This is a genomic window from Limnohabitans sp. (assembly GCF_031538885.1).
Classification (GTDB): Bacteria; Pseudomonadota; Gammaproteobacteria; order Burkholderiales; family Burkholderiaceae_C; genus Limnohabitans.
Genome location: NZ_JAVKLW010000117.1, coordinates 19,683 through 34,867 on the forward strand (window position 1 = coordinate 19,683; position 15,185 = coordinate 34,867).

General features: G+C 56.2%; 14 protein-coding genes and 2 tRNA genes. 11 read left to right on the forward strand and 5 right to left on the reverse strand.

Annotation, left to right across the window (positions count from 1 at the left end; all coding sequences use genetic code 11):
• Nucleotides 1–76: 76 nt before the first annotated feature.
• The 3 genes from gluQRS to RMS03_RS09500 are packed head-to-tail and all read right to left on the reverse strand — an operon-like array spanning nt 77 to nt 3,066.
• Nucleotides 77–964, reverse strand: coding sequence for a tRNA glutamyl-Q(34) synthetase GluQRS (gluQRS, locus tag RMS03_RS09490; RefSeq protein WP_310626828.1), 888 nt, complete (start codon nt 962–964; stop codon nt 77–79).
• Between the two features lie 36 nt (nt 965–1,000).
• Entirely contained in the window at nt 1,001–2,068 is a 1,068-nt protein-coding gene (locus tag RMS03_RS09495) for an FAD-dependent oxidoreductase (protein WP_310626829.1), read from the reverse strand.
• Nucleotides 2,065–3,066: a LysR family transcriptional regulator gene (locus RMS03_RS09500; protein WP_310626830.1), complete on the reverse strand. Its 1,002-nt coding sequence runs from the start codon at nt 3,064–3,066 to the stop codon at nt 2,065–2,067. Before RMS03_RS09500 ends, RMS03_RS09495 begins: the two co-directional genes overlap by 4 nt.
• A gap of 111 nt (nt 3,067–3,177) precedes the next feature.
• Between RMS03_RS09500 and RMS03_RS09505 the strand changes: the two genes are divergently transcribed.
• The 3 genes from RMS03_RS09505 (at nt 3,178) to RMS03_RS09515 (ending at nt 5,344) form a co-directional block, all read left to right on the forward strand.
• Nucleotides 3,178–3,873, forward strand: a complete 696-nt coding sequence (locus tag RMS03_RS09505; protein ID WP_310626831.1) for a pirin family protein — start codon at nt 3,178–3,180, stop codon at nt 3,871–3,873.
• A 147-nt stretch (nt 3,874–4,020) separates the two neighbouring features.
• Nucleotides 4,021–4,554: a flavodoxin family protein gene (locus tag RMS03_RS09510; protein ID WP_310626832.1), complete on the forward strand. Its 534-nt coding sequence runs from the start codon at nt 4,021–4,023 to the stop codon at nt 4,552–4,554.
• Between the two features lie 91 nt (nt 4,555–4,645).
• Nucleotides 4,646–5,344, forward strand: a complete 699-nt coding sequence (locus RMS03_RS09515; protein ID WP_310626833.1) for a DUF599 domain-containing protein — start codon at nt 4,646–4,648, stop codon at nt 5,342–5,344.
• Here RMS03_RS09515 and RMS03_RS09520 read toward each other — a convergent pair.
• Nucleotides 5,310–6,101 carry a sulfurtransferase gene (locus RMS03_RS09520; protein ID WP_310626834.1) on the reverse strand — a complete coding sequence of 264 codons (792 nt, stop codon included), beginning with the start codon at nt 6,099–6,101 and terminating at the stop codon, nt 5,310–5,312. The two genes, RMS03_RS09515 and RMS03_RS09520, sit on opposite strands and share 35 nt — an antisense overlap.
• 41 nt (nt 6,102–6,142) lie before the next feature.
• Here RMS03_RS09520 and dnaE point away from each other — a divergent pair, with 41 nt between their 5' ends.
• The 8 genes from dnaE (at nt 6,143) to RMS03_RS09560 (ending at nt 14,786) form a co-directional block, all read left to right on the forward strand.
• Nucleotides 6,143–9,616 carry a DNA polymerase III subunit alpha gene (gene dnaE, locus RMS03_RS09525; RefSeq protein WP_310626835.1) on the forward strand — a complete coding sequence of 1,158 codons (3,474 nt, stop codon included), beginning with the start codon at nt 6,143–6,145 and terminating at the stop codon, nt 9,614–9,616.
• Nucleotides 9,617–9,625: 9 nt separating this feature from the next.
• Entirely contained in the window at nt 9,626–10,189 is a 564-nt protein-coding gene (gene pgsA / locus RMS03_RS09530) for a CDP-diacylglycerol--glycerol-3-phosphate 3-phosphatidyltransferase (RefSeq protein ID WP_310626836.1), read from the forward strand.
• Nucleotides 10,189–11,076: an EamA family transporter gene (locus RMS03_RS09535; protein WP_310626837.1), complete on the forward strand. Its 888-nt coding sequence runs from the start codon at nt 10,189–10,191 to the stop codon at nt 11,074–11,076. The genes pgsA and RMS03_RS09535 overlap by 1 nt, the downstream gene beginning before the upstream one ends.
• A gap of 16 nt (nt 11,077–11,092) precedes the next feature.
• Nucleotides 11,093–12,178, forward strand: coding sequence for a tartrate dehydrogenase (locus tag RMS03_RS09540; protein WP_310626838.1), 1,086 nt, complete (start codon nt 11,093–11,095; stop codon nt 12,176–12,178).
• A 175-nt stretch (nt 12,179–12,353) separates the two neighbouring features.
• Nucleotides 12,354–12,626: an HU family DNA-binding protein gene (locus RMS03_RS09545; protein ID WP_104799252.1), complete on the forward strand. Its 273-nt coding sequence runs from the start codon at nt 12,354–12,356 to the stop codon at nt 12,624–12,626.
• A 15-nt stretch (nt 12,627–12,641) separates the two neighbouring features.
• Nucleotides 12,642–12,717 (forward strand) — tRNA-Val (locus RMS03_RS09550).
• 71 nt (nt 12,718–12,788) lie between these two features.
• Nucleotides 12,789–14,696 carry a SurA N-terminal domain-containing protein gene (locus RMS03_RS09555; protein ID WP_310626839.1) on the forward strand — a complete coding sequence of 636 codons (1,908 nt, stop codon included), beginning with the start codon at nt 12,789–12,791 and terminating at the stop codon, nt 14,694–14,696.
• 14 nt (nt 14,697–14,710) lie between these two features.
• A tRNA-His gene (locus tag RMS03_RS09560) sits at nt 14,711–14,786 on the forward strand.
• Between the two features lie 55 nt (nt 14,787–14,841).
• Here RMS03_RS09560 and RMS03_RS09565 read toward each other — a convergent pair.
• Entirely contained in the window at nt 14,842–14,964 is a 123-nt protein-coding gene (locus tag RMS03_RS09565) for a hypothetical protein (RefSeq protein WP_310626840.1), read from the reverse strand.
• Nucleotides 14,965–15,185 lie beyond the last annotated feature (221 nt).

Genomic DNA, 15,185 nt, shown 5'->3' on the forward strand with positions numbered 1-15,185 from the left:
TCAGAGCATGGAGCGCTGATTCGTCAGTGGCGACAGTCCTACCAACTGATACGCACACAAAACGCTTGGCGGGTATTTACTTCGACTTTTCATAAAGCTTGACCCACTGCGCCAACGCTTCGGAGATCGAGCCACTTTTTGGAGGCAAATTTAAATGGGCGACTGCGCTGTTCAGTGCGGCCAAAGGATTTGAGAGTTCTAAAGCCTCAGCTCCATTTTGTTTACTCAGCTTCTCCCTGTTCCCACCCAGCACCAGCGGCGTGTGCAGGTAGCTGCGTGTGGGTAAGCCCAGCGCGTGTTGCAGCACGATTTGTCGTGCCGTGTTGTCGGTCATATCCGCACCGCGCACAACGTGGGTGATGCCATGTGCTGCGTCATCCACGACCACGGCGAGTTGATAAGCCCACAGACCGTCGGCGCGGCGTAGCACGAAGTCGCCCACTTCTCTCGCAACGTCTTGTTGCTGAATCCCAACCACACGGTCATGCCATACCAACGGCGTAGCCAGTTTCAAATCGTCGATGACGCGTTGCACATTCAAACGCCAGGCGCGGGCGGTTTTTCCATGTAGGCCGTCGCGGCAGGTGCCAGGGTAGACGGCGGCTTGGTGGCGTTCACGGGTGTGACCCATCAAGGCGTGTGCATATTCAATGTCTTTGCGTGAGCAGCCGCAGGGGTAGGCCCAGTCTTTGGCGATCAGCTCATCCAACGCAGCTTGGTAAGCCTCACCACGGTGAGATTGCCACATGACGGGTGCATCGGGTACGAGGCCGCAGGTGGCGAGTTGTTGCAGGATGCCTTGGTCTGCGCCTGGGATGCAGCGCGGCGTGTCCACGTCTTCGATGCGCACCAGCCACTGGCCGCCGTGGGCGCGGGCGTCTAGCCAACTGGCGAGGGCTGCAACGAGCGAGCCCGCATGAAGCGGGCCCGTGGGGGAGGGTGCAAATCGACCGATATAGGGCACAAGAACTTCACGCACGTCACCCGTACGTGAACCGTTTTACAAACGTTTGGCGGATTGGCAAACAGCCAGAGCGAGTTCAAGGCCAGAGACAAATGCGTCTTCCACGCGGGGGCCTAGATGCCAGTCGCCGCAGGTGCCCAAGCCGTTGGCTGGGTTGTACTGGTGCGACACGCCCAGCGGCGTGATGGTTTTGGCGTACAGCCAGCGGTGGACTTCGGCGTGGGCAGGCTCTGCGCGGATACCTGTGAGCTCGGCAAACGCACGCAAGAGTTTGGCTTTGACGCGTGCTTGGGTGTCGGTGATGTGTTCGGTCGACCATGCGGCGCTGGCTTGCACCGTCCAGCGCTCGACCTTGCCACGCCCCGGTTTGGACGACTCACGCGCCAACCACGCAATGCGGTGGTGGATGCTGCGCGCGGCGTTCCACTGCGGGCCAATGTGCAAATTGGGTTGCGTGGCGTTGGGGAAGGCGAGCATCAAGGTCCAGCATGGGGCAACGTCCACTGCGTCCATGGCTTTGAGCCAAGGGGCGTTTGCGCCTTCTTTGCCAGAGGCTTGGAGCAAGTTCTCGGCTTGTACCAAAGGGAGGGCGAGCAGCACATGGTCAAAGCCCGTGTGCTTTTGTGCCACTTCTTTGCCAGAGGTGCTGTTGACGGCGTGAATGGTCCACAAACCTTTGGCACCATGCTCAAGGCGGTTGACCTGTGTGTTGTAGGTCACGGCCTTGCCGAGGGGCTGTGCCCAGTGGCGCACCAAGGCGTTCATGCCAGGCTTGGCGACGAAGTGTGCGTCTTTGGTGGTGCGGGCGGCTTCAAACACATGGCCCAGCGGGTCGAGTACGCGCACGGCGTTGGCGCTCCAGGGGCGGCAAATGTCGGCGGTGCCAGGCACGGTTTGCAGGGCCAGTGAGAAGCGCTGGTCGCGCACGGTGAAGTATTGGGTGCCGTGGTCAAACGTGCCGAAGTTGGTGTCACGGGTGGACATGCGCCCACCTGCTTGACGGCTCTTTTCAAATACCTGTACATGGTGGCCTGCTTGGGCCAACGTGCGGGCGGCGGTGATGCCGGCAATGCCGGCTCCGATGATGGCGATGTTTAAAGTCATGGCTGCACTCTACACCTTCTGAGGGAGGCTTCGCGTGGTTGATGTTGGCGCGGGTTCACCAAGAGGGCGGAGCGTGTGGCTGTGCTCTTGAGTTGCTTGAGCCACCACTGCAAAGCGCGGCCACCGCGCTCGCCCTCGCTGCCATCGGGAATGCGCCAGGCGTAGCTGAGTTGCGCCACGCGTTGGAGGCGCTCGACCTCGCGCACCACCAACACACCTTGGTCGATCAAGGGTTTGGCCATCAGCTCTGGCACAAAGCCCACCCCCAGGCCGCGCACTTGCGCTTGAATTTTGCTGTGCATGGTGGAGACGGTGAACACGTCTTGCCCAGGCAGTAAACCAATGCTCACGCCTGTGCCGCGTTGCACCGAGTCGGCCACGGCCACCACGCGGTGTTGGCCGATCAGGGCATCCGTCAACGGTTCGGGTGCGTGGGCTAGCGGGTGATGTGGCGCGATGGCAAACACAAACTGCATAGCCCCGAGAATATGGCTGTGGATGCCCGCAGAGGTGCCGCTGCCACCCAGTGTGCCTGCGATGCCCAATGCCAAATCGGCTTGGCCGCTGGTCAGCGCCTCTAACGTGCCCGTCAGTGTCTCGTCGCGCAGTTTCAGGCGCGTTGGGGCGTTCAAGGCCATGAAGGCTTCGCATAACTCCATCACGGTGGTGCGGTCGATGATGCCGTCCACCGCAATGGTGAACTGGCTCTCCCAACCCGTGGCCACGCGTTTGACGCGGTTGGCGATGGCGTCCATGTCGGCCAACAAGCGCTCGCCCTCGCGCAGCAACTCATGGCCCGCGGCGGTGAGCAAGGCTCGCCGCGAGCTGCGGTCAAACAGCAGCACATCCAGCGCATCTTCGATTTGGCGCACGCGGTAGGTCAGGGCGCTGGGCACCAGACCCAGCACACGTGCAGCGGCGGCAAAGCTGCCTGCTTTTTCGATCGCATGGAGCATGGAGAGCGAATCGGGGGTTAACACATCACGAGGAGAGGGCATGCCAAAGTCTTTGGTCGTTCAAATAATTTGAATGATGCCATCAAATGTCATGTATGGCAAAAGCGGCGTGGGGGCCTAAAGTTCAATCAACAGCACAAAGGAGAGATCGCGATGCTGACCCTTCGCAAATCACAAGACAGAGGCTACGCCGACCACGGCTGGCTCAAGTCGTTTCACAGTTTCTCGTTCGCCAATTACTACGACCCCGAGTTCATGGGTTGGGGTAATTTGCGCGTCATCAACGACGACTACATTGCCGCAGGCAAAGGCTTTGGCACACATGTCCACCGCGACATGGAGATCATCAGCTACGTCTTGAGCGGCAACTTGGCCCACCAAGACAGCATGGGCAATGTCAAAGGCATCCCGCCTGGCGATGTGCAGCGCATGAGCGCAGGCAGTGGCGTGATGCACAGCGAGTTCAACCATGCGCCTGAAGAAACCACCCATCTCTTGCAAATTTGGATTGAGCCGAATGTGCGTGGCATCCCGCCCAGCTATGAGCAAAAGCAAGTGCCGCCTGCGTCCAAGCGTGGCGCACTCAGTTGTATTGCTGCGCAAGAGGGTGGGGTGGTCAAGATTCACGCCGATGCGGCCCTGTACGCGGGCTTGTTTGATGGCGACGAAAGCGTTGCCTTGACGATTGCACCTGGCCGCAAAGCCTATGTGCATTTGATTCGCGGCGCTTTGCAGGTCAATGGCATCGCGCTGTCCACGGGCGACGCCGCATTGTTAGACAACGAGCCGAGCATTCACCTCAGCCAAGGCGTAGATGCCGAAGTGCTGGTGTTTGACTTGGCGCCCTGATTTTTTATTTCATCAACCTAAAGGAAAACACTTATGAACAACGCAATCAATCTCATTGGACGCTTCATACTGGCTGCACTCAAAGAAGCTCAATAATTCAAGCCTTCTTCGCTGGATTCACTTCTCAACCTTCACTAGGAACACACCATGACTAAAACTGTCGTCATTTACCACTCAGGCTACGGCCACACACAACGCGTAGCCCAATTTGTCGCCGAAGGCGCCAAAGCCACCGTCATCGCCATCGATGCCGACGGTAACATCACCGATGCCGAATGGGAAACCGTCAACGCCGCGGACGCCATCATCTTTGGCTCACCCACCTACATGGGCATGGCCTCATGGCAGTTCAAGAAATTTGCCGACGCCACTTCTAAGCAGTGGTTCGTCAGCGCTTGGAAAGACAAAGTGGCCGGCGGCTTCACCATCTCGGCCAGCCCCAGTGGCGACAAGCTGTCGACCATCCAATACTTCATCACCCTGGCCATGCAACAAGGCATGGTCTGGGTTGGCCAGCCCGCCAAGAACGATGGCACCATCAACCGCATGGGTTCTAACTCTGGTGTAATGGCCCAAGTCGGCCCCACCAGCCCCGCGGCTGATATTCCTCAGGGTGACTTGGACACGGCCAAAGCCTATGGCGAGCGCGTGGCGACTGTGGCAGCGAAGTTGCGCGGGTAAGCACCGAACATCTGCTGCAAGCGCAAAGCGGCAGATGGCACCAAGGGCAGTTCGTGAGAGCTGCCCTTTTTACTTTGGTTAGCATTGCGCCATGAAAATCATTCAACTATTGCCTTGGGCCGATTGGTTCGCACTCGGATTTTTTATTTTGGTGTGGGTGGTCTACACCTTGTTCGCCAAGTACTGGAGCGATGGCCAGGATTCCATTTTGGCGATGACCAACCGTTACCGTCATCTGTGGATGTTGCAGACCACGGCGCGTGACCCGCGTATGTTGGACGGCATCATCACGCAAACCTTGTCGGCGACACCTGCATTTTTTTGCTCCACCACGATTTTGATTTTGGGTGGGCTGTTTGCTTTGTTGGGAACGACAGACAAGGCCGCCGAGTTGGTGCGCGAGATTCCGTTTGCCGAGCAAACACCGATGCTGGTGTTTGAGTTCAAGATCTTGGTGTTGGTGGTGATTTTTGTGTATTCGTTTTTTCGCTTCTCATGGTCGATGCGTCAATACACGTTTGTGGCTTTGTTGATTGGGGCGATGCCGCCTGCACAAAGCTTTGAAGGTGGTGGTGTGTCAGACCGCCAACACTATGCCGACCGCGCCGCAGCGATGACGGGCCTTGCTGCCGAGACGTTCAATGGTGGTTTGCGTGCTTATTATTTTTCGTTCGCCGCGTTGGGCTGGTTTTTTTCGCCCACGATGTTTGTGCTGGCGACGATGCTGGTGGCGGGTATTTTGTATACCCGCGAGTTCAAGTCTGAGGTGTTGGCGCTGTTGCAGGAGTGAGGGGGAAGGCGCCTTCGGGCGTAAGACCCGTAGCACTCAGGTCAGCGCCGACGGCACGGCGCTCGTCAAACACAAAGCAGCCGCCTTCGTAATGGGCGTTGCCCACTTCTTCAAAGTACTTGAGGATGCCGCCTTCGAGCTGGTAGACATGGGGCAGGCCCGCATTGCGCATGTAAATAGCGGCTTTCTCGCAGCGAATGCCACCGGTGCAAAAGCTGATGACGGTTTTGTCTTGTAGCTCTGTCAAATGGGCTTGCACCGCCTCTGGAAACTCGGTGAATTTGGTGATGCCCCAGTGGATGGTGTTGTGGAAGGTGCCGGCGTCGACTTCGAATTGGTTGCGTGTGTCGAGGGTGACGACGGGGCGGCCTTCGTCATCGTGGCCTTGGTCTAGCCAACGGCGGGCTGTCGCAGGAGTGACCGCAGGTGCGCGGCCTTGTGCTGGGCGAATGCTGGGGTGGTTCATGCGGATGATTTCGTTCTTCACCTTCACCAGCATCTTGCGAAATGGCTGCGTGGCAGACCAGCTTTCTTTGGGGGTGAGGTCGGCAAAACGCGCATCAAGGCGCAGCCAATCCACAAAACCGCACACCTCCTCGGCGTGACCTGCCAAGAAGAAGTTAATGCCTTCTTCTGCGATCAGGATGGTGCCTTTGAGCTGGCGCGCCAAGGCGTGGTCCAAGCAGGGTTGGCGCAAGTCTTGGGCGTCGGGCAGGGCGACGAATTTGTAGCAAGAAATATTCAGGATTTGGTTCACACGAGGATTCTATGTAACGGCGTGTCCCTACAATCCGATCCATGTTTGTTCATCTGCGCCTTCACTCTGAGTTTTCTGTCGTTGACGGGACCAACCGCCTCGACGAGGTGGTGAAAGCCGCCGCTACCGACCAGCAGCCTGCGCTGGCGATCACAGATATCAACAATCTGTACGGCGCAATCAAGTTTTACAAAGAAACACGTGGCAAGGGCGTCAAGCCCGTCATTGGGGCAGAGGTTTATTTAGAGAGTCTGACGCAGGATGCAGCGCAGACGTCGCGCATGATTTTGTTGGTACAAAACCATCAGGGTTATCTGAACTTGTGCGAGTTGATCAGCCGAGGCTGGACACAAAACGTGCACAAGGCCGTGGGTGTGATGAAGCTGGCATGGCTCAAGGAGTTGTCGCAAGGACTGATCGCTTTGTCAGGCGCACAAGCAGGTGCATTGGGACAAGCCTTGGTGCAGGGCGATACCACGCGCGCAGGAGAGGTGGCGTTGCTGTTGGCCGGCATCTTTCCGCATCGGTTTTATATCGAGTTGCAGCGTGCAGGCCGTGCCGATGATGAGACCCATGTGGGTGCGGCGGTGCAATTGGCCGCGCGTTTGAATTTGCCTGTGGTGGCCACGCATCCTGTGCAGTTCACGCTCCCCGATGATTACGAGGCGCATGAGGCGCGTGTGTGTATTTCCGAGGGCGAGATTTTGGGCAACCAGCGGCGTGTGCGTAAGTTCACGCGTGAGCAGTATTTCAAATCGTCTGCCCAGATGTGCGCTTTGTTTGCCGATGTGCCCAGCGCGATTGCCAACACGGCAGAGATTGCCAAGCGTTGCAACCTGACCTTGGTGTTGGGCAAGCCGCAGTTGCCCAACTTCCCGATTCCACCTGTGAATGGTGTGGTGATGTCAGTCGAGGATTACTTTCGACACGTGTCGCACGAGGGCTTAGAGGCGCGCTTGCAGCATTTGTACCCTGTCGAGGCCAAGCGAGAGCAAGAGCGTCCACGCTATGTAGAGCGTTTGGAGTTTGAGCTGAACACGATTTTGAAGATGGGGTTTCCTGGCTACTTCTTGATCGTGGGTGACTTCATTCAGTGGGCCAAGGCCAATGGTTGTCCTGTGGGGCCTGGCCGTGGTTCGGGTGCAGGGTCGTTGGTGGCGTATGCCTTGAAGATCACCGACCTAGACCCGCTGCAATACAACTTGCTGTTTGAGCGATTTTTGAATCCAGAGCGGGTGTCCATGCCCGACTTTGACATTGACTTTTGCCAGACCAACCGCGACCGCGTGATTGACTATGTAAAGGACAAGTACGGACGCGATGCGGTGTCGCAAATCGCCACGTTTGGCACGATGGCCGCGCGTGCGGCGATTCGCGATGTGGGCCGCGTGCTGGACATGAGCTACACCTTTTGCGATGGCATCAGCAAGCTCATCCCGAATAAGCCCGGCCAGCACATCACCATTGCGGGTGCGATTGAGGCCGAGCCGATCTTGGCTGACCGATTGGCCAAAGAGGATGAGGTCAAGATGCTGCTGGAGCTGGCGCAAAAGCTCGAAGGCATGACGCGCAACATCGGCATGCACGCGGGTGGGGTGCTGATTGCGCCGGGCAAGTTGACCGATTTTTGCCCCTTGTACCAACAGCCGGGCAGCGAGTCGGCGGTGAGCCAGTTTGACAAAGATGATGTGGAAGCCGCAGGCTTGGTGAAGTTTGACTTCTTGGGCCTGGCCACGCTGACGATTTTGGAGATTGCCCGCGACTTCATCATCCAGCGTCACCAGGGGCAAGAGAATTTCTCTTTCGAGAATATTCCACTCGACGATGCGCGCACCTACCAATTGTTCCAAGATGGCAAAACAGAGGCGGTGTTCCAGTTTGAAAGTCGCGGCATGCAGGGCATGTTGCGCGATGCGCGGCCTACGCGCTTGGAAGACTTGATTGCGTTGAACGCCTTGTACCGTCCAGGTCCCATGGACTTGATTCCAAGCTTTGTGGCGCGTAAGCACGGTCGCGAAACGATTGAGTATCCGCACCCCATGGTGGCCGAGATGTTGTCGGAGACCTACGGCATCATGGTGTACCAAGAGCAGGTGATGCAGACGGCGCAGATTCTGGGCGGCTACTCGCTGGGTGGCGCGGACATGTTGCGCCGTGCGATGGGTAAGAAAAAGCCTGAGGAGATGGCGGAGCACCGCGAGATCTTCCGTGTAGGGGCGGCCAAGAACAACATCACCCAAGACAAAGCGGATGAGATCTTTGACTTGATGGAGAAGTTCGCAGGCTATGGCTTTAACAAGTCGCACGCGGCGGCTTATTCGCTGCTGGCCTATCACACGGGCTGGTTGAAGGTGCATTACACGGCTGAGTTCTTCTGCGCCAACATGACGGTGGAGATGGATGACACGGACAAGCTCAAGGTCTTGTTTGAAGATGCGCACAAGATGGGCTTGACGTTTGAGGCCCCGGATGTGAACCGTGGCCGTCACCGGTTTGAACCTATTTCAGACAAGGTGATTCGCTACGGTTTGGGTGCGATCAAGGGCTCGGGCCAGCAAGCGATTGAGGCCATCGTGGCGGCCCGTGAAGAAGGCGGTCCGTTCACCAGTTTGTTTGATTTTTGTCGTCGCGTGGACCGCAGTCGCTTGAACAAGCGCACGGTGGAGGCACTGATCAAGGCGGGTGCGTTTGATAACTTGCACCTCAACCGCGCCGAGCTGTTGGCCAGTGTGGAGCGAGCGTTTGATTTCGCGTCTGCGAGTGAGACCAACGCCAATCAAGGCGGTTTGTTTGACATGATGGGTGAGGATGCCCATGGCTCCAGCACGCAAGAGCCGGACTATGTCGAGGTCATGCCGTGGGGAGTGAAAGAGCGCCTCACACACGAGAAGGTGGCCTTAGGGTTTTATTTGTCCGGCCATTTGTTTGACGAGGTGGAGCGCGAGGTGCGCCGCTTTGCCCGTACACGCATTGAAGACTTGATGGATTCGCGTGAGCCGCAGCTGTTGGCCGGAATTGTGAGTGACATGCGTGTGATCAACGGGCAGCGTGGCAAGCTGGCCATCTTCAAGCTCGATGACAAGACCGCTGTGATGGAAGCGACCGCCGATGAGGCCACCCTCAACACCTACCGCAACACGCTGAAAGACGATGAGTTGGTCATCCTCATGGGCAAGGCGCAGCCTGACCGTTTTTCGGGTGGCTTGCGTTTCTCGGTGAACCAAGTGTGGAGTTTGGAGCAGGCGCGTTGCCGCTTTGGTAAGTACCTGTGCGTGACGGTCAATGGCACAACGCCAGACCTTACAAGGTTGTTACGCGATTACCCCGCAAAAATTGAGCAGTCAGAGCAGGGCGAGTTGGTGCGTGGCATGGGCGTGCGATTCAAAGTGTTGCGCGAGGGGGCCACCGCCGAAGTGCAGTTGGGCGACAAGGCGAAGTTCTTTCCTAGCGATGCTGCGTTGGCCCGTTGGATGGCTCAGGCCCATGAAGGGCAATCTCAAATCATTTACGAGTAACCATTATTTATGTGGACCATTCCAACGCTCATGACTTTGGCGCGTATCGCAGCCATCCCACTCATCGTGGGTTTGTTTTATTTGCCGATCGAAGTTGCTGAACGCAACCTGTGGGCGACCGTGATGTTTGTGGTGTTTGCTTTGACGGATTGGCTGGATGGGTATTTGGCACGCAAGCTCAATCAGTCGTCGGCTTTTGGCGCTTTTTTAGATCCGGTGGCCGATAAGTTTTTGGTGTGTGCTTCGCTGTTGATCTTGGTTCACTTGGGTCGGGCGGATGTGTTGGTGGCGCTGATCATCATTGGTCGTGAGATTGCGATCTCGGCTTTGCGCGAGTGGATGGCGCAAATCGGTGCGTCGCGCAGTGTGGCTGTGCATGTGTTGGGCAAGCTCAAGACCACGGTGCAAATGGTGGCGATTCCTTTCTTGTTGTTTGACGGTCAGTTGTTGGGTGTGATTGACACAGCTTTGTGGGGCACGGTGTTGATTTGGGGGGCCGGTGTGTTGACGGTGTGGTCGATGGTGTACTACTTGCAAAAAGCGTGGCCTGATATCGTGGACCACGCCAAGTGATGACTAGCCCACGCCACCAAGCATGGCTGCGTGCCATGCCCATGGTGTTTGTGTTGATCTGGAGCACAGGCTTCATCGTGGCGCGCTACGGCATGCCCAACTCGCCACCCTTTACCTTCTTGTTGTGGCGTTATATTTTTTCTATTTTGTGTTTTGTGTTGTGGGTCAAATGGTCGCATGTGCCGTGGCCGCAGGGCAGGGCGCAGTGGGGACATTTGGCGGTCACGGGTGTGCTAATGCACGCGGGGTACTTGGGTGGTGTGTGGGCTGCCGTCAAGGTCGGCATGGGTGCTGGCCTGACTGCTTTGATCGTGGGTTTGCAGCCGGTACTCACGGCCATTTGGTTGTCGGCGCGTGGTGGCCATGTGTCACGCCGTCAGTGGCAGGGTTTGGCTTTGGGCTTTGTGGGTTTGGCGATGGTGGTGTCGCGCAAGCTCGAGGGTGGGATTGAGGTAACGCCTTGGAGTTTGACCATGATCGTCATGGCCTTGGCGTCGATCACCACAGGAACCTTGTATCAAAAACGATTTGTGCAAACCTGTGATGTCCGCAGTGCCAATGCGGTGCAGTTGATGGCAGCGTACTTGGTGACCTTGCCACTGGCCTTGATGGAGACAGAGCCTGCGCTGTGGAACGCTGAGATGACATGGGCGCTGGTGTGGTCCGTGTTGGCGTTGACCTTGGGCGGCAGCTCTTTGTTTTACATCTTGATTCAGCGTGGTGCAGCGGCTGCTGTGACCAGCCTGATGTATTTGGTGCCACCCACAACGGCGGTGATGGCATGGGTATTGTTCAATGAACCCATCACCTTGGTGACACTGGCAGGCATTGCTGTGACGGCGATCGGGGTGAGCTTGGTGGTGCGGCCTTCTAGAATCTCGACTTGATTTTTAAAGGTTGAAGATGAGTCAAAAACGCATTGCAGTGATCGCAGGTGATGGCATTGGCAAAGAGGTGATGCCTGAGGGCATCCGTGTCATGGATGCGGCTGCACGCAAATTTGGCATTGATTTGAAGTTTGACCATTTCGATTTTTCGAGCTGGGACTATTTCGAGAAGCACGGCAAGATGCTGCCCGATGATTGGAAAGACCAAATCGGCGGCCACGATGCCATCTACTTTGGTGCGGTGGGTTGGCCCGACAAAATCCCAGACCATATTTCGCTGTGGGGCTCGTTGCTGATGTTCAGGCGCGAGTTTGACCAGTACATCAATTTGCGTCCCGCACGTTTGATGCCCGGCATCATCGCGCCTGTGGTGCGCCGCGATGGCACGCCACGCCAGCCGGGTGAGATCGATATGTACATCGTGCGCGAGAACACCGAGGGTGAATACTCCAGCATCGGTGGGCGTATGTTTCAAGGCACAGACCGTGAAATCGTGATGCAAGAAACGGTGATGTCACGCATCGGCGTGGATCGCGTGTTGAAGTTTGCGTTTGAGTTGGCGCAGACCCGTCCGAAAAAACATTTGACCAGTGCAACCAAGTCCAATGGTATTGCCATCACCATGCCGTATTGGGATGAGCGCGTGGTTGAAATGGCCAAGCACTATCCAGAAATCCAAGTGGACAAGTTCCACATCGACATCTTGACGGCGCACTTTGTGCAGCGCCCCGACTTCTTTGATGTGGTGGTGGCTAGCAATTTGTTTGGCGATATCTTGAGCGACTTGGGGCCCGCATGCACTGGCACGATTGGTATTGCACCGAGCGCTAACTTGAACCCAGACCGTCATTTCCCATCCTTGTTTGAACCTGTGCATGGCTCTGCGCCAGACATTGCAGGTCAAGGCATTGCCAACCCGATTGGCCAAATTTGGTGCGGTGCCATGATGCTGGAGTTCTTGGGACACAAGGATGCACACGATGCGGTGCTGGCCGCAATTGAAAAAGTGTTGGATCCTCACAGCGGCGCACCAAAAACGCCCGACATTAGGGGTAACGCGAATACTTCTGACGTTGGTCTAGCAATTGCGAATGCGTTGTAAATTTCCGCCTTAAAAAACGACTAGAATTTGTTTCGCGCTGTAAAACGCAGTGTGTTTCTTTCATAGAAACATTGGACATAGGGCGACATACCCGCAACAGCGTTACATAGAGTAGGGTCAGTCAAACTTGCCCTATCCATTGATCAACATCACATCTCATTGAGAGGGAATTTTTGTGAATAAAACTGAACTGATTGAGCACATTGCGAAGCACGCTGACATTTCAAAGGCAGCTGCTACCCGCGCACTTGAATCCACCATAGGCGCGGTGAAGACCACGTTGAAAAAAGGCGGTACGGTTTCCTTGGTGGGTTTTGGTACTTTTGCCGTTGGCAAACGTGCTGCTCGCACAGGTCGTAATCCGCGCACTGGCGAAGCCATCAAGATCAAGGCCGCTAAGGTGCCTAAGTTCCGTCCAGGCAAAGGCCTGAAAGACGCCTTGAACTGATCCACGGTTAAGGATGGGTGCTTAGCTCAGTTGGCAGAGCGGCTGCCTTACACGCAGTAGGTCGGCGGTTCGACCCCGTCAGCACCCACCACCCATGAAGAAGGCGAACACCACAGTTCGCCTTTTTTCTTGGTTTCTCACACATCACGATGAGTTCACTCCATGTTTGATTTTGTTCGCAAGCACACACGGGTTATGCAGTTTTTGCTGTTCCTGCTGATCTTCCCGTCTTTTGTTTTGTTTGGTCTTGAGGGCTATAACCGTTTCCACGAAGGTGGAGCCACGGTTGCGGCGGTAGACGGACACGACATCACACAAGCTGAATGGGATGCGGCGCACCGCAGCCAAGTCGAGCGTATGCGCAGCAGCATGCCGGCGGTGGATGTGAAATTGTTTGACTCCCCCGAAGCCAAATACAGCACGCTGGATCGCTTGGTACGCGACCGTTTGTTGCAAGCGGCTGCGACCAAGCTGCGCTTGGGTGCCAGCGATGCACGCTTGGCCGCTGAGTTGCAACAAAACCCCAGCATTGCCGCTTTGCGCCGTGCCGATGGCACCTTGGATATAGAGCGTTATCGCCAGTTATTGGCCACGCAAGGCATGTCCCCTGAGTCGTTTGAGATGCAAGCACGCAGCGACTTGGCGTCACGTCAAGTGATGTCCAGTGTGGGGGGCACCAGCTTCAGCTCTGCGGCGTTGGCCGACGTGACACTGAACGCTTTTTATGAACAGCGCCAAGTGCAAGTCGCGCGTTTTACACCAGCGGACTTCGTGGCCCAAATCAAACCGAGTGATGGAGCATTGGAGGCATACTACAAAACCAATGTAGACAAGTTCCAGTCGGCTGAACGCGCCGACATTGAATATGTGGTACTAGATTTAGCGACTGTGCAAAAAAGCATCGTGGTGCCTGAGACAGAGCTCAAGTCGTATTACCAACAAAATGCAGCGCGCTTGGCCAGCTTAGAAGAGCGTCGTGCCAGTCACATCTTGATCAATGTGGACAGGACGGCTTCTGCCGAACAACGCGAGGCCGCTCGTGCGAAAGCGCAAGCGTTGTTAGCCGAGATACAAAAGTTGCCCGCTCAATTTTCGGAGTTGGCGCGTAAAAACTCACAAGACACAGGCTCTGCCACCAAAGGGGGTGACCTCGACTTTTTTGGTCGTGGTGCCATGGTGAAGCCTTTTGAAGACGTGGCTTTCGCACTCAAGAAGGGCGAAACCAGTGGCATCGTCGAAACTGAGTTTGGCTTTCACATCATTCGTCTGACCGATGTCAAAGTGCCAGACCAAAAGAGCTTTGAGTCGCAGCGCACTAGGCTAGAGCAGGAAGTGCGCGGGCAGTTGGCACAGCGTAAATTCGCGGAGGCTGCCGAGCAGTTCACCAACATCGTCTACGAACAATCCGACAGCTTGAAGCCTGCCGCTGAACGCTTGAAGTTAGAGGTGCAACATGCCAGCAACTTGAATCGCGAAGCGGTGGCGGGTAACACGGCCGCAAACAATCCCAAGCTGTTGGCGGCGGTTTTTTCGCCAGACTCGATAGAAAAAAAGCGCAACACAGAAGCTGTTGAGTTAGGGCCTAACGTGTTGGCAGCAGCGCGCATCACCCGTTACAGCCCTGCACGAACCTTGCCTTTGGAAGAGGTCAAGTCCCGTGTGCGTGAGCAAGTGGTGGCACAACAAGCGGCTGACCGTGCCCACGCCGAAGGCGTGGCTAAATTGGCCGAGTGGAAGGCGCACCCTGATGCGGTGAAGTTGCCTGCCTCTGTCGTGCTCTCGCGTGAGTCCAGGCAAACACAAAATCCTGTGTTGGTTGAAGCTGCGTTGCGTGCCAGTACACAAACCTTGCCAGCATGGGTTGGGGTGGACTTGGGTGCCAGTGGTTATGCGGTGGTGAAAATTGAAAAAGTGCTGCCACGCGATGCCGCATCCAACGCCTCCAACGCCTCGGGCGTGGCCCGTGAGCGAGAGCAATACACCCAATGGTGGGCGTCGGCAGAAGGATTGGCATACTACAAGCTGTTAAAAGAAAAATTTAAGGTGGAAATCAAAGTAGCTCGGCTATAATATAGGCTTCTACGGTGGCTGTAGCTCAGTTGGTAGAGTCCAGGATTGTGATTCCTGTTGTCGTGGGTTCGAGCCCCATCAGCCACCCCAATAGATTCATGGGTTTGCAAGGTTTTCTTGTAGACCCTTTTTCTTTTCTGTTGTCTCATGTAGCCACCGGTACATACGTTATTGCGTCATTAATCCAAACTTGGCCAAGGCCTTTGTCCAGACCAGCGATCCAGTCTTTCTTGTCCATGCCCGTGACTTGCGTCGAAAGTGTGTTCATCGTGTGTGCAGGGGAAACCCGAGATGGGAGCTATGGTCGCACATCGTCGTTCGTTAATCGCGCAACCTGGTTTTATTTATCCGGCGGATTCAAGGACGAAGTGCAACACGCTTTAACGAGGCATGGAATACCTCGTGAGGTGTCTTGAATCCTAGTCGCTTTCTGGGGCGGTGATTCAATCGGTTTTCAATCATAGTCAATTCCTCATCCGTCACGGTTTC